Source organism: Lachnoanaerobaculum sp. OBRC5-5 (genome assembly GCF_000296385.1).
In the GTDB taxonomy this organism is placed as follows: domain Bacteria; phylum Bacillota; class Clostridia; order Lachnospirales; family Lachnospiraceae; genus Lachnoanaerobaculum.
On record NZ_JH815185.1, the window covers coordinates 2,847,315 to 2,868,667 of the forward strand.

Annotated in this window: 23 protein-coding genes and 1 tRNA gene; 20 read left to right on the top strand and 4 right to left on the bottom strand. The window is 36.3% G+C overall.

The features are described 5' to 3' along the window. Positions 1-290 precede the first annotated feature (290 nt). From HMPREF1135_RS13105 to HMPREF1135_RS13175, 15 genes are all read left to right on the top strand, one after another. Entirely contained in the window at positions 291-965 is a 675-nt protein-coding gene (locus tag HMPREF1135_RS13105) for a DUF969 domain-containing protein (protein WP_007595981.1), read from the top strand. Then, the gene (locus tag HMPREF1135_RS13110; protein WP_007595983.1) at positions 965-1,927 is read left to right on the top strand and encodes a DUF979 domain-containing protein; all 963 of its coding nucleotides are present in this window, start codon (positions 965-967) and stop codon (positions 1,925-1,927) included. Before HMPREF1135_RS13105 ends, HMPREF1135_RS13110 begins: the two co-directional genes overlap by 1 nt. A 19-nt stretch (positions 1,928-1,946) precedes the next feature. Next, on the top strand, positions 1,947-2,594 hold the full coding sequence (gene pcp, locus HMPREF1135_RS13115; protein ID WP_007595985.1) for a pyroglutamyl-peptidase I: 648 nt from the start codon (positions 1,947-1,949) through the stop codon (positions 2,592-2,594). A 168-nt stretch (positions 2,595-2,762) separates the two neighbouring features. After that, complete coding sequence (locus HMPREF1135_RS13120; RefSeq protein ID WP_007595987.1) at positions 2,763-3,107, top strand: cupin domain-containing protein; 345 nt, start codon at positions 2,763-2,765, stop codon at positions 3,105-3,107. Between the two features lie 26 nt (positions 3,108-3,133). Then, complete coding sequence (locus HMPREF1135_RS13125) at positions 3,134-3,742, top strand: hypothetical protein (protein ID WP_007595989.1); 609 nt, start codon at positions 3,134-3,136, stop codon at positions 3,740-3,742. Between the two features lies 1 nt (position 3,743). Further along, on the top strand, positions 3,744-4,307 hold the full coding sequence (locus HMPREF1135_RS13130) for a hemerythrin domain-containing protein (protein ID WP_007595991.1): 564 nt from the start codon (positions 3,744-3,746) through the stop codon (positions 4,305-4,307). Positions 4,308-4,578: 271 nt separating this feature from the next. Next, a complete protein-coding gene (locus HMPREF1135_RS13135; protein WP_007595996.1) occupies positions 4,579-4,953 on the top strand; it encodes a hypothetical protein in 375 nt (124 codons plus the stop codon). Positions 4,954-5,167: 214 nt separating this feature from the next. Next, the gene (locus HMPREF1135_RS13140) at positions 5,168-5,455 is read left to right on the top strand and encodes a GNAT family N-acetyltransferase (RefSeq protein WP_007595998.1); all 288 of its coding nucleotides are present in this window, start codon (positions 5,168-5,170) and stop codon (positions 5,453-5,455) included. Positions 5,456-5,503: 48 nt separating this feature from the next. After that, positions 5,504-5,959: a GNAT family N-acetyltransferase gene (locus tag HMPREF1135_RS13145; RefSeq protein ID WP_007596000.1), complete on the top strand. Its 456-nt coding sequence runs from the start codon at positions 5,504-5,506 to the stop codon at positions 5,957-5,959. Between the two features lie 285 nt (positions 5,960-6,244). Beyond that, positions 6,245-7,753 carry a phytoene desaturase family protein gene (locus tag HMPREF1135_RS13150; RefSeq protein WP_007596001.1) on the top strand — a complete coding sequence of 503 codons (1,509 nt, stop codon included), beginning with the start codon at positions 6,245-6,247 and terminating at the stop codon, positions 7,751-7,753. Continuing rightward, complete coding sequence (locus tag HMPREF1135_RS13155; RefSeq protein WP_007596003.1) at positions 7,750-8,727, top strand: phytoene/squalene synthase family protein; 978 nt, start codon at positions 7,750-7,752, stop codon at positions 8,725-8,727. Before HMPREF1135_RS13150 ends, HMPREF1135_RS13155 begins: the two co-directional genes overlap by 4 nt. A 31-nt stretch (positions 8,728-8,758) precedes the next feature. Beyond that, the gene (locus tag HMPREF1135_RS13160; protein ID WP_007596004.1) at positions 8,759-10,207 is read left to right on the top strand and encodes a DUF92 domain-containing protein; all 1,449 of its coding nucleotides are present in this window, start codon (positions 8,759-8,761) and stop codon (positions 10,205-10,207) included. 151 nt (positions 10,208-10,358) lie between these two features. Then, the gene (locus HMPREF1135_RS13165) at positions 10,359-10,745 is read left to right on the top strand and encodes a YbgA family protein (RefSeq protein WP_007596007.1); all 387 of its coding nucleotides are present in this window, start codon (positions 10,359-10,361) and stop codon (positions 10,743-10,745) included. A 1-nt stretch (position 10,746) separates the two neighbouring features. After that, the gene (locus HMPREF1135_RS13170) at positions 10,747-11,166 is read left to right on the top strand and encodes a TIGR02328 family protein (protein WP_007596010.1); all 420 of its coding nucleotides are present in this window, start codon (positions 10,747-10,749) and stop codon (positions 11,164-11,166) included. Continuing rightward, entirely contained in the window at positions 11,138-11,686 is a 549-nt protein-coding gene (locus HMPREF1135_RS13175; protein ID WP_007596011.1) for a GNAT family N-acetyltransferase, read from the top strand. The genes HMPREF1135_RS13170 and HMPREF1135_RS13175 overlap by 29 nt, the downstream gene beginning before the upstream one ends. Positions 11,687-11,786: 100 nt before the next feature. Here the strand turns inward: HMPREF1135_RS13175 and HMPREF1135_RS13180 are convergent, their stop codons facing one another. Next, on the bottom strand, positions 11,787-12,830 hold the full coding sequence (locus tag HMPREF1135_RS13180; protein WP_007596013.1) for a cell wall-binding protein: 1,044 nt from the start codon (positions 12,828-12,830) through the stop codon (positions 11,787-11,789). Positions 12,831-13,180: 350 nt separating this feature from the next. Here HMPREF1135_RS13180 and HMPREF1135_RS13185 point away from each other — a divergent pair, with 350 nt between their 5' ends. The 5 genes from HMPREF1135_RS13185 to HMPREF1135_RS13205 are packed head-to-tail and all read left to right on the top strand — an operon-like array spanning position 13,181 to position 18,394. Continuing rightward, positions 13,181-14,176: a metal ABC transporter solute-binding protein, Zn/Mn family gene (locus HMPREF1135_RS13185; protein ID WP_007596016.1), complete on the top strand. Its 996-nt coding sequence runs from the start codon at positions 13,181-13,183 to the stop codon at positions 14,174-14,176. A gap of 17 nt (positions 14,177-14,193) precedes the next feature. Further along, a complete protein-coding gene (locus tag HMPREF1135_RS13190; RefSeq protein WP_007596019.1) occupies positions 14,194-14,904 on the top strand; it encodes a metal ABC transporter ATP-binding protein in 711 nt (236 codons plus the stop codon). Positions 14,905-14,907: 3 nt separating this feature from the next. After that, entirely contained in the window at positions 14,908-15,795 is an 888-nt protein-coding gene (locus HMPREF1135_RS13195) for a metal ABC transporter permease (protein WP_007596021.1), read from the top strand. Then, entirely contained in the window at positions 15,792-17,561 is a 1,770-nt protein-coding gene (locus tag HMPREF1135_RS13865; protein WP_007596022.1) for a metal ABC transporter permease, read from the top strand. The genes HMPREF1135_RS13195 and HMPREF1135_RS13865 overlap by 4 nt, the downstream gene beginning before the upstream one ends. Before the next feature lie 23 nt (positions 17,562-17,584). Beyond that, positions 17,585-18,394 (top strand): sugar phosphate isomerase/epimerase family protein, encoded by an 810-nt coding sequence (locus HMPREF1135_RS13205; RefSeq protein ID WP_007596024.1) that lies wholly within the window; start codon positions 17,585-17,587, stop codon positions 18,392-18,394. A gap of 57 nt (positions 18,395-18,451) precedes the next feature. Here the strand turns inward: HMPREF1135_RS13205 and pckA are convergent, their stop codons facing one another. The 3 genes from pckA to HMPREF1135_RS13220 form a co-directional block, all read right to left on the bottom strand. Further along, the gene (gene pckA / locus HMPREF1135_RS13210; protein ID WP_007596025.1) at positions 18,452-20,059 is read right to left on the bottom strand and encodes a phosphoenolpyruvate carboxykinase (ATP); all 1,608 of its coding nucleotides are present in this window, start codon (positions 20,057-20,059) and stop codon (positions 18,452-18,454) included. A 227-nt stretch (positions 20,060-20,286) separates the two neighbouring features. After that, positions 20,287-20,961, bottom strand: a complete 675-nt coding sequence (locus tag HMPREF1135_RS13215; protein WP_007596027.1) for an adaptor protein MecA — start codon at positions 20,959-20,961, stop codon at positions 20,287-20,289. A 96-nt stretch (positions 20,962-21,057) separates the two neighbouring features. After that, positions 21,058-21,128 (bottom strand) — tRNA-Gly (locus tag HMPREF1135_RS13220). Positions 21,129-21,353 lie beyond the last annotated feature (225 nt).

The window sequence follows — 21,353 nt, forward strand, 5'->3', positions numbered from 1 at the left end:
TATAAATCTATTAAAGATATAATATAAAAATTAAAACAGAGAAGTATGTATCCAATACTTGACACAAGGGTGAGACTTGTTGGAAATATATACATAGCGTATAGTTCTTGAGTTCAAAATAAAAGTTACACTATATTAAATGAATAATAAATATATTTATAAGAATTTTGTAATTAAACATTGCAATTTGATATTAAATACTCTATGATAATCGTAAAGAACTGTATATTTGTCCATAAATTTATACAGTTTTAAATGAGGCGAAATAACTTTTAGAAAGTGAGAAGCTTATGGAGATTATTAAATTAATTGGTGTACTGGTCGTGATTGTCGGTCTTGCTTTAAAGCTCGATACACTGGCTACGGTAGTAGTGGCAGGTATTATCACAGGTCTCGTGTCGGGGATGACACCTATGGAGATCCTTACAGTACTGGGAAATGCATTTATTTCTCAAAGAATATCCACTCTTTTTGTACTTGCATTACCTGCAATAGGTATTTGCGAGAGATACGGTCTTAAAGACAAGGCTGTAGATTTGATTAAAAAGATTGTAAATGCAACCACGGGTAGAATTTTGACATTGTATCTTGCAATCCGTGTATTTGCAGCGGCAACTTCTTTGCGTATAGGTGGCCATATTCAGTTTATCAGACCTCTTATCCACCCTATGGCAAGAGGAGCGGCGGTAGCAAAGTATGGAGATCTTGGTGAGGCTACAGAGGATGACATTAAGGGACTTTGTGCCGGAGTTGAGAACTTTGGAAACTTCTTCGGTCAGAACTGTTTCCTCGGTGCATCAGGTACACTTCTTATAGTATCTACACTTACAGAGCAGGGAATTGATGTTGATGTGCTTGGTGTAGCTATGTGGTCTATTCCTATAGCTATAGCAGCTGTAGTAGTAGGAACAGTGTATTTCTTGCTTTATGATAAAAAGCTCGCAAAATCAAGGGGAGGTAAATAATGGATAGCGTTTTAAAACTTTCTGAAATCGGAACCTGGGGCCTTTCAAAGGTTGTTGCGGAGATTTTCTTTATATGTATAGGTATTGTTTTTATATTGGTAGGACTTAAGGCACTTAAAGATAAGCAGTTTGCCAACAGAAACACTACCGCATTCTTTTGGTTTGTTGTGGCTTTTACATTTATAGCAGGACCGTATGCGCCTAAGTTTGTGACAGGAATTTGTGTAATTCTTATGGCGGTACTTACAGCTATAGGCAAAGTAGGACAGAGCGCAAGTGATGTACCTACAGCTACAGAGACAAGAGCAAATGCAGACAGACTTGGAAATAAGATATTTATTGCTCCTTTAGTACTTGCACTCAGTGCATGGATTATAGCTACAGTATGGAAGAAGCTCGGTGCAAACAATGCGGTTGGATTATCAGCTATGATTGCATTGGTAGTTGTATTCTTAGTAACAGGTGCTAAGAAAGAGTATGCTGTAAAAGACGGTACAAGACTTATGGACAATGTAGGTCCTGTAGGACTTTTGCCACAGGTTTTGGCAGCTCTCGGTGCAGTATTTACTGCAGCAGGAGTTGGTGAGGTTATAGCAAAGGGTATTGAGACAATCATACCTGATAACAACAGAATTATTGCAGTTATTGTATATTGTCTTGCAATGGCACTTTTTACGGCAATTATGGGAAACGGTTTTGCAGCATTCTCTGTTATTACAGTGGGTATCGGTATTCCGTTCCTTATCAACCAGGGTGCAAATCCTTTAGTAGTAGGTGCTATGGGACTCACAGCAGGATATTGTGGTACTTTGATGACACCTATGGCTGCAAACTTCAATATTATGCCGGCTGCGCTTCTTGAGACTAAGAACAAATATGGAATAATAAAGATGCAATTACCTTTTGCAATTGTTATGTTAGTTACTCACATCGTATTGATGTATATATGTGCTTTTAGATAAGCATTTGAAAGGATAAAATATGAAATTATTATTGACGGCTTTTGACCCTTTCGGTGGTGATGCTATAAATCCTGCGCTTGAGGCAGTGAAGCTTGTAGCTGATAAAATCGGAAGATTTGATATCGTAAAGCTGGAAGTACCTACTGTCTTTAGAAAGTCAATAGACACAGTTGCAAAGGCTATTGAAGAGGAAAAACCTGATGTAGTTCTTTGTATAGGACAGGCAGGTGGAAGATTTGAGATAACACCTGAGAGAGTTGCTATTAATGTGGATGATGCCAGAATAAAGGACAATGAGGGCAATCAGCCTATAGATACAAAGATTTTTGAAGACGGAGAGAATGCTTACTTTACCACACTTCCTATAAAGGCCATGGTAGAAGCAATCAGAGAGGCAAATCTTCCGGCTACAGTATCTAATACGGCAGGAACCTTTGTATGTAATCATTTGATGTATGGTGTACTCTATACATTGGCAAAAAAATATCCTCATATAAAGGGTGGATTTACACATGTTCCTTTTATACCTGAACAGGTAGCAAGAAGAACACCTGTGGCTCCTTATATGGCACTCGAGGACATAAAGAGAGGACTTGAAGCCGCAATAGCCGCGATTGATAAAAATTTAGATGCGGATATAAATGTAAACGGCGGTAAAGAGTTTTAATAAGTTTAATAAAAACCTGCTTTGAGAAAACGAAGCAGGTTTTTTAATGCAAAAAAATTGTGTAAAATAAATTTATAAAATTAACAATTGTTACAGAAAAAGTTTGAAAAAAATACTATACTGAAAGAGTAATGAAGGTTAAAGCTTTTTACCATAAAGGAGAAGAATATGGATAAGTTTTTAAAGAATATTAACCATGAAGAAGTTTTAAAGTTGGCTGATTTGGTTCAGGCAACAGACGGACAGGTGGTTTCAAAGACCTTGGCACAGAACAAGTATGTCAGCATTACAGTTTTCGCATTTACAAAGGGTGAGGAAATTTCAACTCATGAGTCTGACGGAGATGCTTTGGTTACAGTGCTTGAGGGAACAGGAAAGTTTATTGTAGACGGAAAAGAATATATATTAAATGCAGGAGAGAGCGTGGTGATGCCGGCAAGAAAGCCGCATTCGGTTCATGCGATTGAGAGCTTTAAAATGCAGCTTACAGTAGTTTTCCCGTTAGAAAGATAAAATAAATTAAGTAAAGGAATAAAGATATGAGTGCAATACTGGGTCCAATACATCATTGGCTTTTTAGAAAGATAAAGATACAAAACGATTTAACAAATGCTTTAATAGCAACAGCAAAGGATAAGGGCTTGAATGTAGCGGCTCTTGCCGATATAGATGAGAAGTTCGGTTCACTTCCTGAGGGCGATCTTGGAAATATAATTGATCCGACAAATATACATGGTTGGTTACAGGATAAGATAGCCATAGTAGAGAGAAGACTTGCATATGTTGCAAAGAATCTTACAGAGGGAAATGCTGATGCAATCGGCATTATATGTGAGCGCGCAAGAGCTTTCGGCAAAGAGAATGCTATCGAAAGCGGAGCTTCTCCTGTTGACGGTTTTGAGTATTATGAGAATACATTTGTAAGCGGAATGCCATGCGACGGTGTAAATATGGTTGTGAATGAGGACAGTGATGAGCTTATGTGGCAGGAAACTGTAGATATTCACAAGCAGTACTGGGACGAAGTAGGTGCAAATGTAGCACTGTTTTATGAAATAAGAAATGCCATGATTGAAGGCGTGTTTGACGGTAGCGGTCTGACATATTACGCTTTGGGAAATGGCTCATATAAGTTAGTAAGGGAGTAATATGTACGGAATAGAAATTTTAGTAGATGAACACAAGAATATAGTAGAGTTTTGCAAGAGCATGAAGTCTATGTGCTGCTCAATCATAGAGGGAAATGAAGTAGATGCGAAGCTCGTAAAAGAATGCGTGGCTTTCGGTAAGACATATGCGGACCACCTTCATCACGGAAAGGAAGAGAAAATCCTTTTCAAAATAATGCTTGAAAAGCTGGGTCCTGTAGCAGATAAACTTATCAGAAACGGTATGCTTGTAGAGCATGACCTTGGAAGACTTCATATGAACGAGCTTTTAGAAGCTGCCGACAGATATGAAAAAGATCCGTCCACGTTAAATAAGCTCGATATAATCACAAATGCTGCCGGATATGCTACACTTCTTAACAGACATATAGGAAAAGAGGATGAAGTAGTATATACATTTGCCGAGAGAGCTTTATCGGCTGAGGACAAAGAGAGAGTCGATGTAGAAACTAAAGAGTTTGATGAAGATCCTGAGAATAAAGCAAATGTGGCTAAATACCTTGAGTGGTTTGAGGGATTCAGAAGAAAATATCCTGCAAGATAAAAATATAGATTTATAATTTATAGAATTAAGAAGAACATTTAATCAAGATTTTTGTAAAAGATGTTTTTCTTAATTCTTTTTTTAGGTAAGATATATTTTGTATTGCTCATACTTTAATATAAAAATTTGAGTATGCTTTATTTAGAGTATATAGTATGATTATAATCAAAGATTTTTTAAAGATTGTTAAATGCTTTTATGAGGTAATTACAACTGAAAATCAACCGGATGAGTTTAGTAGATATATTTTGCGAAGGGAGAGTATTGATTTATGTTTTCAATATTGGGGGCGGTATTGTTTGGAGTTATAGCAATTATGACAGTTCTTGTTGCCTGCGGTTTGCCTTTGGGTGAGTTTACAATGGGTGGACAATATAAAATATTACCAAAGAAACTTAGAGTTGTTGCAGTTATTTCAGTGGCTATCCAAATTTTTGCGATGATAATTATATTGCAAGCCGGAGGCTTTATTTCCTTGTGGTTTCCTTTTAAGGTTACTAAATATATTTGTTTCTTTTTTGCCGTTTACCTATCTCTTAATACTATTATGAATATGATTTCAAAAAGTAGGAAAGAAAAATATGTTATGACTCCGATTTCGCTTATAGCCGGGATATGCTTTTGGATAACGGCATTTCAGATGTAGTATGTAAAATGAGGATAATCTATAATTTTTAAAATAATGTAGTTTAGAGTTGTTAGAATATAAGCCAAGAATAAAATTATGACTGTGTTTTAAAGAAAGGAAAAAATATGATAACTTATGAGATTGCAAGAAACTTTGATATAGAAAAATAATTGAAGTATTTGAAAGCTCGGGTATAATAAGACCTACAAAAGAAAAAGAGCGTATAAGGTCTATGTTTGAAAATGCAAATCTTATCTACTTTGCTTACAATAATGGGGAACTTATAGGGCTTGCAAGATGTGTTACAGACTTTAGCTACTGCTGTTATCTTTCAGATTTAGCAGTAAAAAAAGAGTATCAAAAACAAGGTGTTGGAAAAAAACTTATAGAAAAGGTGAGAGAGCATATAGGAGAAAAAGTATCGCTAATACTACTTTCAGCAAATCCCGCTATGAATTATTATCCTAAAATAGATTTTGAAAAAGCAGATAATGCATTTATAATTAAAAGAAAATCATAACAGGAACAAGTATAGTCAGGTTAAATGAAGAATTTGAGGAAATTGAAGATGGGAATTAGAATTGAGAAAGGAATCAATAAAAATAATATTGAACTTTTATGTAGTTGGTCCAATGAACTGGGTTCTGTCTTTCAGGAGCAATGGATGGGTACACAAGTTTCATATCCGTTGAACTATGAGAAAATTGAAAAATTGGAAAATAAATTTTCTATTTTCAATGAAGAAGAGTTCATCGGAATGATACAAGAGGTTCGAATCGAAGAAGATAATATTCATATAGGTAGATTTGTATTAAATCCTAAAAAAACAGGATTGGGTTTTGGAACAGAGGCATTGAAAGAATTTATAGATTTTATTTTCAAAGATAAAAATATTAGAAGCATTTCTTTAACTGTTTTTGATTTTAATAAAAATGCAAAGCAGATTTATGATAAGCTTGGATTTGTGGTTGATGAAGTAATTGAAACTCCAAAACTGAGATATATTATGAGAAAATATAGATAAATCCGAGTTTATTGTACGAAAAGGAAGTAGAAGCAAATCGCCGATACTTCTTTTTTATTTCGGAAAATGGAAAGAAGCATTTAGGAGAAGAATTTAGATTGAAATCGTTAAGTACATTTGTTGACATTTGAAAACGATTTTACTATAATAACCAAATTAGATATTTCATATATAAAAATTATTAATATTTTATTACTGCGATTCATTGTCCCATATGGGAGACACGAGCCGATGATTCTCGTAGTGATTTTTTGAGGCGGATAAAACCGCTATTGGAGGAGGATCATGAAAAGAGTATTGGTTATAGGAGCCGGAATAGGCGGACTTTCGGCAGCAATTCGTCTTCAAAATGTTGGGTATCAGGTGGAAATCTATGAGAAAAATGCTGTTCCCGGGGGAAAGATGCATCGATTGGAATTCGAAGGGCATTCTTTTGATGTGGGACCGACATTGGTTATGATGCCGTCAATCTATCGAGAGATTTTTGAAATCGCAGGACGCAATCCGGACGACTATATTCCCATGTCCAAATTGAATCCGATGTATCATGTCTATTTTAATTCGTCGCCTTTAAGATTTTATTCACTTTCCAACGATTTGGAAGAACTGCATAATATTTTTGAGAATAAGGGCTTTGTAAATTCGAGGGGATTCTATGATTATCTCAGTTCGATTTATAAGCGTTATCAAATTGCCTTGGAGCATTTTATCACAAGACCTTTTAGGCACAGGCGTGATTTTTATAATCCGAAGGTTCTTTGGAATGCACTGAAATTGAAAACTTTTGACAGTGCCGACCAAATGATGTCAAAGTTCATACCCGATAAAGACCTTCAACAGATGCTTAGCTTCCAGACACTCTATATCGGAGTTTCTCCAAAGAAGGGACCTTCTTTATATAATATTATTCCGATGATTGAGTTACTTTACGGAGTTTGGTTTATCAAGGGTGGAATGTTTACGATGGCTAGTCAAATGGCAAAACTGTTTGAAGAACTTGGAGGAGTGATTCATTACGATATGCCTGTAGAAAAAATTATTACTAAAGATAAAAAGGTGAAAGGAATTTCAGTTTCAGGGAAAGAAATTCTGTCTGATTATGTGATTTGTAATGCCGATTTCCCCTATGCAATGAAACATCTGATTCGTGATGATGCCTGTAGGGGTAAGTATAATTCGGCTAAAATAGATGCTATGGATTATTCCTGCTCCTGCCTTGTGTTTTATTGGGGAGTTGAAGGAGTTTATCCTGAGCTTGCTGCACACACCTTTGTAATCGCAAATGATTTGGATTCAAATTTGGAAAGTATCTTTGACGGAAGTAAGATTAAAGAGCCATCAGTATATCTTCACATTCCTTCAAATGTGGATCCGTCGATGGCACCTGAAGGCAAGTCTTCTTTTTACCTGCTTATTCCGGTATCGGATGTTGTGGCATCACAGTATGAATGGGATGATGAAACTGTAAATTATTATAGAGAGCAGGCAATTTCAACTTTGGAGAAGTTACCTGCACTAAAAAATTTGAGAGATAAAATTTCCTCGGAGAGATATTTTACACCACGAGATTTTATGACTTCGTTCAATGCCTACCGAGGTGCGACTTTCGGATTGCAACCTACTTTGATGCAAAGCAATCATTTGAGACCTCAGGCAAAATGTCTTTCCTGCGAAGGTTTGTATTTTACAGGCAGCAGTACTCACCCGGGAGCAGGTGTACCGATTGTCATGCAGAGTGGAAAAATATGTGCACAGGAACTCCGTCTTGATGTGGAAGGAGCGGATTTCTCATGAATATAGAATCATCATATCAGGTAGCGGAATCAATTATGAGAAAATGTGCTTCAAGTTTCTATGCGGCTTTTGGTAAAATTGAGAGAGCAAAGTTTTTGGATATAGCGGCGGTATATGCTTTTTGTCGATATGCCGATGATTTAGCGGATACAAAATCTCATAGTAAGGTGATGAAGCTTCAACTCTTAAATGCTTTGGAAGAAGAAGTGAAGTCCTTGTATGAGAGGAGAAGACAGGAAGAACATTATAAAAAATATGCTTGGTGGCTTGCATTTGAGAATGCCGTTAGAATTCGTAAAATTCCACTTGAAGCATTGCTTGAGCAAATTGACGGACAGCGAAGTGATATTAATTTTAAAATCATTGAGGATAAAGAAGATTTAATTCTGTATTGTAAAAAGGTTGCAGGTACGGTAGGCTTGATGTTGGCACCGATGCTTCGAGGCGATAAAGCTGACGGAAAATATGAATCGATTTGTGAATCTTTGGGTATTGCTATGCAGATTACAAATATTCTCAGAGATATTGGAGAAGATTTGAGAGATAGAAACAGAGTCTATATCCCACAAACCTTTATGAAAAAATATAGTGTTACAAGGAAAGATTTAGAAAATTTATCTGCTTTACCGAGTACTTTATCAATAAGGCATTTGTTTTTCAAATCAAATTTTAGGGTAGAAGATAATATAGTTAGTCTTTGGGAAGAGACGGCTCTGCTGTCCAAGCATTACTATGATGAATTTTATAAGCATTTGTATATGTTCAGTTTTGATGCGATTTTTCCAGTGACAGCTGCGGCTGTATATTATCAGGATATCTTAGAAGAGGTGAGAGAAAACAATTATAATTGTTTTACAAAAAGATGTTACACGAACTCCAAGAGGAAGAGAGATTTACTAAAAACAGTATCCGCCCATATTGAGAAATTTAAAAGTGAGAATTTCAACTATGAAGAAGTAAATACAGAACAATGAAAGGCTAACTGAAGGTTAGGATAGGAAAGCTATGGATATATTGTTAATAGGACTCTCTTTTTTATATATTTTTTTAGTAATCGGTTTTTCTACAATTATTTTTAGGAAGAATCAAGGTGAACTAAGCCGTAAATTCATTCATATTATGGTAGGAAATTGGATTTTTATTTCTGTTTTTTTTACCGATGTCAAAGCGGCAATATTCGTTCCGGCGGTGTTTATCATTATTAATATATTGAGCCGAAAGTATAAATTGATTTCCTCTATGGAAAGACAGGATGACAGTTGGGGAACGGTATACTATTCAATCAGCCTTTGTGTTGCGGTGGCAGTTCATTTTGCTACCGGTTGGAATATCTTTCCGATAATCGGAATCTTGATTATGGCTTATGGTGATGGCTTGGCTGCATTAGTCGGCAAAAAATTCGGGGGAAGAAGACAATATTCTTTTGCACCGAAAACCTTGGCAGGAAGTGTGACGGTTTTTATCGTGGCAACTGCAGTTACAATTATAACTATTTTAACTATTGGAGAACAAAAGAATATTGTACGGATAGGAATTGGAACGGTTTACATAATCGGTCTTTGCAACGGGTTATTATCTGCATTTATTGAAGCTGTGGGAACTAAAGGCTCAGATAATTTGACTCTGCCTCTTGGTTCGGCACTTTTTGCGACCTTGGCGTTTTATTATGGAGATATCTTCTTTTTTGTCTACTTTATATTTTCTGCCGGTGTTCTTTTGTTAAGTCTTAAGTTTAGATTGTTGACTCCCGATGGGGTTATAGCTGCAATTTTGACGGCAATAACACTTTATCTGTTGGGTGGTGTGTGGATTGCTATGAGCCTTTATACTTTTTACTTTCTTGGAAGCATTGTAAGCAAAATTAAAAATGACCGAAAGTTGGAAGCGAATCGATTTCAAGAATCCGGAGGTGCCAGAACATGGAAGCAGGTTGTATGCAACTCTTTGCCTGCTTGTATACTGGTATTTTGTAAATATTTTTCACCGGAGAATATTGAGTTTTTGCTACTGAGTTTTGTGGTTTTTGCAGCGGCAAATGCTGACACATTTTCTTCAGAAATCGGTGTGCTCGGTAAGGGAAAGGTTTTTAGCATCATCACCGGAAAAAGTATTCAACGAGGAGTTTCAGGCGGAGTCAGCCGGGTAGGATTTTTTGCAGGATTTGCAGGAGGATTTTTATCGGCTTGGCTTGCTTTTCCACAGTTCGGATATCAGGGGGTTGCATTTGTGACTTTGACAGCATTCTTAGGGACTTTGATTGACAGCATTTTAGGAGCTTTGTTTCAACGAAAATATTTGACTAAAGAAGGCATTATTAGTGATAAAAAATTCTATGATAATCAAAAACCGATTAAGGGTTTTTCATGGATGTCTAATAATATAGTAAATCTAATCAGTTTATGTATTGTCGTTTTATTAGGCTATGCAATAAATCTGATTTGGAAAATTACTTAAATGATTTAGTGATAAAAGTTTGATAGATATTAGGCTTAAAAAGATTATCTGTAGATACGGGTAATCTTTTTATGAATGAAAAGAAAACAATATCGGATTTATAGATAAAATACTAAGGTGTATATATGAATATTTTAAAAGAGGCGTGTATATGAGATATAAAGATATAAGAAAAGAATGTGAAGAGTTATGGGCAAAAAATAAATATTATGTGCTAAGCAAATCTCATAAAGCATATCTGGAGATAAGGGCGTATTTGAGGGAAAAAGAACCGGATGTTTTATGGGTAAACAAAAAAATACAGGAAGCAAGAGATATGAAGGAGAGTAAAAAAGATTTTAGTAATGCCGTTCTTCATATATGGGGATATTTCAAAAAAGAAGCAAGCATAATGGAAAAACGGATATTATTTGATATATTAAATGAATATATGGAAGAGAGAAGCGGTCAGACGGTTGTAATTGACTATGTAAACACTTTACTAAAGAAATACCCTAATGAATATTTAGAGAAATCAACTTTCTTAACAGGAGAATAATATGAGACTATGGCATGAAGAACTTATCCGCTTATTACCCAAAAATCAGCTGCTTGGACAACATAGGGAATGTTGTGCTCTAAGGGGCAATGGATGGAAAAAGAAACACAAAACTGTGGACTATGTGTTTTCATATTCCCCATATCATTTATTTGTATATCATTTATTAGTTATGGAGGAGATGGAGAAAAGAGGATATAATGTTTCTGCGGAATGGAAGGATAAAAATTATAGAGGGAAAACAGCAGAAAAGTATGATAATCTTGAAGAGGAAATTACAGACAGTCCGATTTACAAAGAGCATAATAGTGAATATCTGGCTGAATGCATAGAAAACTTAGAAAAGAAAGGTATACAGTTAAAGTATAGTTTCTTAGAGAGGATGGCAAGAATTGAAATATTACGAAAACATAAAACTTAAAAATAACATGGTTTGTATTATAAGGAATGCAACAATTACCGATGCCAAGGGAGTGCTTGAGAATACTAAAATTATCCGTGAAGAAACAGACTTCCTTCTTTCTTATCCGGATGAAATAAACTTTAGTGTTGAGGAAAAAGAGAAATTCCTTGAAGATAAAGAAAACAGCCCTTGTGAGATACAAATTTGTGCGCTTGTTGATGATAGAATTGTAGGTTTAGCAGGAATTTCTGCGGTTGGATCAAAAGACAAGGTAAAACATCGTGCAGAGTTAGGGATAAGTATTGAAAAAGCATATTATGGAAAAGGCATAGGCACTGCATTAACAAAGGCATGTATTGAATGTGCAAAAACTGCCGACTATAGGCAATTGGAACTTGAGGTGGTTGCTGAAAATACAAATGCGATTGCACTTTATAGAAAATTCGGATTCACGGAAACCGGTCGTAATCCGAGAGGATTTTGTTCTCGTTATACCGGATGGCAAGAACTTATATCTATGTTATTGGAGTTGGATTAAATATTGGTGTGTATTTGAAAAGATATATTAGATAACTGATGTTCACCTGAGTAAATAACTATAAAAAGAGGATGTCGCAAATGCGACATCCTCAAATTTTTTATCTGCTCTGTGTCCAAACACCGCTTCCGTCTACATAGTAGCGGTTGTTATCAACCCACTGATTTGTAAGCATCTTACCGAGGTTGCTTCCACCCTCTGTGCTGAGCCAATACCACTTACCTGAATATGGGCTCTTAAGCCAACCGGTCACCATATAACCTCTATTATCAAAATAGTACCAGTTGCCGCCTATCTGCTGCCAGTTGTTTGTTGTATATGTTCTGTCGGCATTGATATACCACCAGCCTACATTGTCCTTTAACCAAGCACCTGTGTTACCTGCACTTGAACCGTTAGGTCCTGTACCGTTTCCGCCATTTGAACTTGTCTGTCCGCCAAGGCTTGCTAAAACATCTTCATCTACATCAAACTCATCGGACTCTGTCCAGTTACCCTTAGTACCGTTGCTTGCAGCTGCACGAATCTTTACAGTATAGCTTCCCTTACCGTACTCACGGATTTTGCTGCGGAAGTCATAGCTTGTTCCTGATGTTGTGATATTGTCCTTGATTGAATTGTTACGATAAAGCTTTACTTCATACTGCTTTGCGTAATTTGCACTTTCCCATGTAACTACAGGACTGTCATCATCACCCCATGAAATATCGTTTACTTCCAATGCACCGCTCTCGCCTGCGCTTGTTTTTGGAAGAGTTACTGTGATTGACATGTTTCCACTTGTTGTAGAAACCTTAGAGATTGTAGCACCCTTACCTGTAGCATCACTAAGTGTAACATTACCTGAAGGTGTTCCCTTGAATGTATAGTCCTCATCAGGCTTTACCTTTATAGTAACTTTCGGCTTCTTACCGAAGTCTGTGTTTGTAATAGAAGAGACTGTTACACTGTCAACTCCTGTACTGTCACTGTCTACATCAATGTTTCCGGAATTCATACCCGGTGCAAGATCGTAATTTATTTTGATCTTTACATTCTGTACAACTGTCTTTGTGTTTCTGGCAAAAGCCACACCGGCCATTCCAAGAATCATGGAAGCCGTTAAAACAACTGAAGCCACTTTTTTAATATGGTTTCTTATCATATGTTCCTCCATTCTGCAGGTTATCCTGCGAAATAAATCTTTTAATGTTATGACTATATTCTAAAGTATTTTTAGTGGAAAATATAGTCCTTTAGGCTTAAGTTTATCTTACTATATTGTAACTAATTTTGAATTTCGGCGAAAATAACAGAATAAATTTTAAAGAATAACGGAATATTATTTACGGAAAGGTATTTTATTGTAATTATCTGTATTCACATGAAAAATTAAATTTGTAAAATATCCTGTATTGCACTTGATTTCCCGGATGAAATAAGGTATAAATAAAAATATAGTTAGGTTGACCTAATTATAAAAATAAAATAACCTAATTTATTAGGAGGGATAATATGTTTAAAAGAAATTTGAGTATACTTATTGCAGCCGCAGGAATGGCTTTATCACTTTGTGCATGTTCGGGAGGAAAAACTTCAGATACTCAGGCTACTGCACAAAATACAGAGGCAAAGTCAATGGAGGAAACAACAAAAGCAGGTAGTGATACCATGAATAAGAAGAATGTAGTCGTTACAACTTCATTTTTACAGGATATGGTGGAAGAGCTTGCAGGTGACACTGTTAATGTGGAGCTTATAATACCTGCCGGAGAGGATCCGCATCTATATGTTGCAAAGCCTGAGGACTATACAAAACTTAGTTCTTCAGATCTTACTCTTTATCACGGCCTTCATTTTGAAGGGAAAATGGTGGAAGCACTTGAGGCTAAAGGTGAGGCTGTAAGCAGAAATTTTCCGAAAGATCGCATAGGAACAATGGATGAAGACGGTCAGGTTATTACAGATCCGCATTTCTGGTTTGACATAGGACTCTATAAAATGGCGGTTGAAGCTGCAGGTGAATCACTTGAAAATTTAAATCCGGAATATAAGGATCAGTATGAAGAGAATAAGACAAAGTACTTGGAGGAACTTACAAAGCTTGATGAGTATGTAAAGGAGAATATTTCTTCAATACCTAAGGAGAGCAGATATTTGATCACGCCTCATGATGCATTTAATTATTTCTCAAGAGCATATGATATAGAAGTAAAAGCACCTCAAGGTGTAAGCACCGAATCGGAGGTGGCAAATCAGGATATACAGGAAACTATAGATTTTATAGTGGAACATAAAATAAAAGCTATATTTGCGGAATCTACAACCGATCCTGCCCGTATGGAAAAGTTAAGAGAAGGTGCGGCTGCAAAGGGAGCTGATGTAAAGATTGTAAGCGGTGAAGGAAATGAGTTGTTCTCGGATTCATTGGCACCGAAGGGAGAAGACGGCGATACATATATTGATATGTATAAGCATAATGTAAAACTGATTACCGATAATTTAAAATAGTACCTTTGAGGTTTGATATGGAAAAAGTATTGATACATTTGGAAGACTTTACAATGGCATATACGGATATTCCTGTGATATGGGATATGGATCTTGATATCTATGAGGGAAGCATTACTGCAATAATAGGACCTAACGGAGCCGGGAAATCCACATTGATGAAGGGAATACTTGGGCTTATGAAACCTATTTCAGGTAAAGTAAGTATTATGGGTAAGTCTTACAAGGAGGTATATAAGCAGATTGCTTATATACCTCAGACCACCACGGTAAACTGGAATTTTCCCACTACGGTAATTGATGTGGTGACAATGGGAAGATATGCGGGACTTGGTTTATTTAAAAGAGTAAATGCTTCTGAAAAAGAAAAAGCTTTGGAAGCATTGAAAAAAATGAAAATGGAAGATTTTGCATCCAGACAGATTTCAGAACTTTCAGGTGGACAAAAACAAAGGGTATTCATAGCAAGGGCAATTGCTCAGAATGCCCTTATTTACTTTATGGATGAACCGCTTGCAGGAGTTGATAAGAAAACAGAGAATATAATTATAGAAACAATGAGGGAGTTTAAAAAAGAGGGAAAGACCATTATAGCGGTACACCATGATTTAAATACCCTGTGCGAATATTTCGATCATGTAATTATGGTTAATAAGCAGCTTATAGCAAGCGGAAGGACCGAGGAAACCTTTGTAAAAGAGAATATAGATGCGACATATGGGGAGTAGGCTATGAATATAAGTATTATTACACAATATTCGTTTATTGTGGTTGCGATAGGAACAATGCTGCTTGCCATGGCAACAGGTATAGTCGGAACGATAAGCATTTTAAAGGGGCAAAGTCTGATAGGTGATGCTGTGGGGCATGCATCACTTCCCGGAATAATTTTGGCATTTATGATATCCGGAAGAAAAAGTGCGGTTATTTTAATGCTCGGTGCAATAGTGGCAGGTATAGTCGCTTTTATGCTGATACAGATTATTTCGGAAGGTTCCAAGATAGAAGCGGATACCGCAATGGCTGTAATTTTATCCGCAATGTTCGGTATGGGTATGGTATTAAAAAGTTATATACAGGGCAATCCGAAATATCAGGGAGCTTCACAGTCCGGGCTTGCAAGCTATATATTCGGACAGGCGGCATATATACTGAGAGAGGATGTCTATATAATACTCGCGGTATCGATTATATCTCTTGCCTTATTTATACTGTTTTACAAAGAGATAAAGGTATATGTCTTTGATATGGTTTATGCGTATACAATAGGGATAAATTCAAGACTTACCTCTCTTCTTATAATGATAATAACAATGATTTTGATTGCGGCAGGTCTAAAGGCGGTGGGGGCCATTCTTATAAGCAGTATGCTTATAACTCCTGCCGTTACAGGTTTGCAATGGAGTAATAGTTATGAGAAAGTCTTGGTGATTGCGGCGTTAACGGGAGCCGTATCTGCATTTTTCGGTACTTTTATAAGCAGTGCGGTTAAGGGATTTTCTACAGGACCAAGCATTATACTTATTATGTCTGTTATTGCACTCTTTTCTGTATTGTTTGCACCGAGAGGTATTGTGAGAATGCTTTTAAATATTAGGAAGATGAGGGCAGGGAAATGATCGAATCTTTGTATATTCTTATAATAACCTCACTTGCCTGTGCTGTTTTGGGAGTGTTTTTAGTGTTAAGAGGACTTTCAATGGTTTCCGATGCAATCTCACATTCCGTACTTCTTGGAATAGTTATAGGATATTTTGTCACTAAAGATATAGGAAGTGTTTTATTAATAATAGGAGCAAGTCTTTTTGGTGTATTGACGACTGTTTGTATAGAGTTGCTGATAAAAAGCAAAAGAGTGACGGAAGATGCTTCTGTGGGTATAATTTTCCCACTGTTTTTTTCGATAGCTGTTATACTTATTACAAGATATGCAAGAAATGTGCATCTGGATACCGAGGTGGTTTTGATTGGAGAAATTATACTTGCTCCGCTTCATAGAATAAATTTCCTTGGTATCAGTCTTCCCAAGGCTTTGGTGCAGATGAGTCTTGTGCTTTTGATAAACGCAGCATTTATAGCGGTATTTTATAGAAAACTTAAAATAAGTTCATTTGATCCGGTATATGCGGGCGTGGCAGGTATTGCAGGTACGGGCCTTTATTATTTTTTTATGGCATTGGTTTCATTTACCGCAGTTTCGGCATTTGAATCTGTAGGTGCAATACTTGCAATTGCTTTCTTTATTTCACCGGCTGCAAGTGCATATCTGATATCAAAGGATTTGAAAATAACTATATTTTTGGCAGCTGCATATGCAGTAGTTAATTCTTGCATTGGTTATTTTCTTGCTGTAAAATTTAATGTATCCATGTCGGGAATGTGTGCTGTAGTTTCAGGTTTAACATTTATGATAACCATTGCAGTATATCCCGGCGGAATTATCACTAAGATGATAAGATATATTAAAAACAAAAATCGTTTCAGTAGAGAACTTTTAATTTTACATATAGATAATCATACAGGAAAGAAAAATGCACTCGGTGAACTGGGATACAGTACAATAAGAGAGCATATTGCCTGGTCCGACAGAAAGCTCAAATATGTTTTGGACAAGCTGATAAAAAAGGGATATGTTTATCGTGCAAAAGAAAGAGGTGTATATTCTCTGACTGAAACAGGTAAAAAATTAAGTGATGATATAAGAAAACATTACGGACTTAGAGTAAGGGAAAATGATATGGCTAAGATAGACACCGGCAGAGATGATTATATATTAGCAATTTATGAGCTTATTGAAAAAAAGGAAACTGCAACAAATAAAAAGATTGCAGAGATTTTGGGGGTAAAAGCTGCATCTGTAAGTGAGATGTTAAAAAAACTGGTAGATGAGGGTGAAGTATATACTGAGAACAAGTCGATTCTTTTGACGGAGAGCGGCAAAATAAGAGCAAGAACATTGCTTACAAAACATAGATTGTGGGAGCTGTTTTTGGTGGAATATCTGGGTTATTCATGGCAGGATGTACACGAGGATGCAAAGGCTTTGGAATATGTAACTTCAAACGGACTAAAGGACAGACTGAATGAATTTTTGAAAAAACCTATGCACTGTCCGCATGGAAATGAAATATACGAAAATCATCCTGATACCGATAAATTAAAAAAGCTCTCGGACGTATCAAGGGGTATTTCCTGTCGCCTTCATAAAGTTGAAGATGACAGAGATTTGATTGAATATCTTGAAGAAAAAAAGATTGCTTTAGGAGATGAATTTGTAGTAAAGGATATTGATGATTTTGACGATTCAATACTTGTAAGCTCTGCAACTGAAGATAAGCATATTGCAGGCAAAGCGGCTGTAAGGATGATGGTTGAAATTATTTGATTTTTTATTTGGAGGATGGAAATTTGAAATTTGGTGTAAGAGCTCACGACTACGGAAAATATGATGCGAAAATTCTTGCAGAGAAGATTAGAGAAAACGGGTTTGAAGCTGTTCATTTGGCTGTAAAAAAATCTTTGCCGGGAATTACCGGAAATATTGATGTAAATCAGGAGGATATTGAATATATAAGAGATGCTTTTTGCGGAATGGAAATAAGTGTTTTGGGCAGCTATATCGACTTTACCACAGATGATGAAGATGTATGGGAAAAGCATAGAGATGAGTTTGTGGCGGCACTTAAAATAAGCAAACCCCTTGGAGCATTGTATGTAGGAAGTGAAAGCTCTTACGGAGAAATCGATATGGAAAATAAGTTAAGGCTTTTTCCTAAACTGCTAAAAAGGCTTGATGATATTTTAAATGAAGCCGACAAATATGATGCTTATTTGGCAATTGAGCCTGTTGCATCACATACACTTTATAGCGGAGACTGGACAGCTAAGATGCTGAATACATTTAACAGTGAGAGATTAAAGATAATATTTGATCCGCTAAATGTACTTACAAAGGAAATGGTTGATTTACAGGAAGTTCTTTGGAAAGAATGTATAGATGCATTTGGAAAGGATACAAAAATTATTCATTTAAAAGACGGAATTTTCCCTAATAAAGGCAGACATGTGGCATGTAAGCTTGGAGAAGGTATTATGAAATATGATATTATTACAGACTGGCTTAAAAAAGAAAAACCGGATATTACCATAATAAGGGAAGAAGAAAGGGCAGAATATGCGAGGGAAGATTTTGCATTTATGAAAAAGCTTTTTAGATAAGCAAAAGGCGTTGCAGCTTTGCTGCAGCGCCTTAAAATTTATAAATATTTTAAAGTATTAGTCTACCTTTGGGCCGGCAGCTACTAAAGCCTTACCTGCCTCATTTGTCTCATACTTCTTAAAGTTCTTTGCAAATCTTGAAGCAAGATCCTTTGCCTTGATTTCCCAATCGGCAACATTTGCATATGTATCTCTTGGGTCAAGAATCTTTGTATCAACGCCCTCAAGCTCTGTAGGAACCTCAAAATCAAAGTAAGGAATCTTCTTTGTAGGAGCATTCTTGATAGCACCGCTAAGGATTCCGTCGATGATACCACGAGTATCCTTGATAGAGATTCTTTTTCCTGTTCCGTTCCATCCTGTATTTACAAGATAAGCCTTTGAACCATTCTTTTCCATTCTCTTTACAAGCTCTTCAGCGTACTTTGTAGGATGAAGCTCAAGGAATGCCTGTCCGAAGCAAGCTGAGAATGTAGGTGTAGGCTCTGTGATACCGCGCTCTGTACCTGCAAGCTTAGCTGTAAATCCGCTGAGGAAGTAGTACTGTGTCTGCTCAGGTGTAAGGATTGATACAGGAGGAAGTACTCCGAACGCATCTGCTGAAAGGAAGATTACATTCTCTGCAGCAGGACCGTGTGATATAGGCTTAACTATATTCTCAATATGGTCGATAGGATATGAAACTCTTGTGTTCTCTGTCTTGCTTCCGTCATTAAAGTCAATCTTACCGTTCTCATCAAGAGTAACGTTCTCTAAAAGAGCATCTCTTCTGATAGCATTGTAGATATCAGGCTCAGACTCCTTGTCAAGGTTGATAACCTTAGCATAGCATCCGCCCTCATAGTTGAATACACCGTTGTCATCCCAACCGTGCTCATCATCACCGATAAGAAGTCTCTTAGGATCTGTTGAAAGAGTTGTCTTACCTGTTCCTGAAAGACCGAAGAAAATAGCTGTATTCTCACCGTTCATATCTGTATTTGCTGAACAGTGCATTGAAGCAATTCCCTTAAGTGGAAGATAGTAGTTCATCATTGAGAACATACCTTTCTTCATCTCACCGCCATACCATGTGTTAAGGATAACCTGCTCACGGCTTGTGATATTGAAAGCAACAGCTGTTTCTGAATTAAGACCAAGCTCCTTATAGTTAGCTACTTTTGCTTTTGATGCATTGTAAACTACGAAATCAGGCTTGAAGTTCTCAAGTTCCTCAGCAGTCGGCTGAATAAACATATTTGTAACGAAATGTGCCTGCCAAGCAACTTCCACGATGAAACGAACTGACATTCTTGTGTCCTTGTTTGCACCACAGAAAGCGTCTACGACATAAAGCTTCTTGTTTGAAAGCTCATTTTTTGCAAGGTCCTTTAAAACCTTCCATGAATCCTCTGAAAGCGGATGGTTGTCATTTGCGTAATCTGCAGATGTCCACCAAACTGTATCTTTTGAATTCTCGTCCATAACTATAAATTTATCTTTAGGGGAACGACCTGTATAGATACCTGTTAATACGTTAACGGCACCAAGCTCACTAACCTGTCCCTTTTCATAGCCTGATAATGCAGAATCTGTCTCGGCTGCAAATAATTCATCATAAGATGGATTGTGTACTATCTCTGTAGTGCCTGTGATGCCATACTGAGTTAAATCAATATTTGCCATAATAATCCTCTTTTCTATAATTCATTTATTTTGTTATCATGAAACTCGGGTGAAAAGGTATTTTCCCCTTGATACAAAATATAAAGTTATGTACTCTTTGAGGTACAATAACCTTATTAGAATATACATAACAATTCGGAAAAAAGCAATAATATTTTGAACTTTGTTAAAAAAAATACGAAACAAAAAAGCACTAAATTTATTAGTGCTTCAAATTTATCAAAATATTATATTTTTGATATTTGTGAAATGGCATTTTCCTTGACCATTACTTTGAAATGTTCTTTATAATAGTCTTCACTGAATGCGGTAGCGGAAAGCTTCACACCGTATTCTGAAAGAATATTTGCTGCCGAGGCGAAATCCTTTTTATTCTCATTCTTTTTTAGAACCAGAATAAAGCGTTTATTTACCTCATCCTTATATAAAGTGTTTTCACCGGAATAGATCTTTACCGCCTTTGCGGCCTCTATAAGTTCATCTAAAGTGTCAAAAGAGTATGCTCTTAAATAGCTTTCCTGTTCTTCGGACTTATCGGTTTCATCAAGATCAAGCGCACCCTCTAAAAGATTATTAAACTTCATATCAAAAGAGGCAAACACATCATCGGCCATAGTCGGAGAGAACTTTGCAAAACGCGTATCCAGCTCATCCGGATCGTCAACTTTTGTTACATATATAATAATGCTTTCGTTTGAAAGCGGAACCGCCTCTATCATCAGAGGAGAGTCATCCGCATCAAATCCTACCTCATAAGAGGCTTTGCTCAGCATTTCCTGAAACAATGCCTTGGCATTGTCACTGCCGTAGGCCAATTCAACTACATTTAAATTTCTGTTTTCCAAATCCACATTTGACAGTGTACATCTTATCTGATTGGTACTAATCCTTTCAATTCTCAAGGTATCACCCCTTTCTATAGGAATTGTACAAATATATTGTACTTATGTTTTACAATTATGTAAAGAGAGTAAGTGCCTAAAGAAGGGCACAAAAAAAGCAGGTGATGGGAATCGAACCCACGTATTCAGCTTGGAAGGCTGATGTTCTACCATTGAACCACACCTGCAAAAAATTACTTTGTCATGATATCAAAACGAGAGATAAATGTCAAGCGGAAAAAATAGAATAAATATGAGTTTTGTGTATATTTTTTAATACATTCCTGTTTGTCTTAAAATATTTTAGAAATAATAAAATATAATTAGATAAGTATTGAAAAGCTTATAGAAAAATGTTAAAATACAAGCTACATTATTAGGTTTTTGTAATTAAAACTGCATAATTCAGAGAG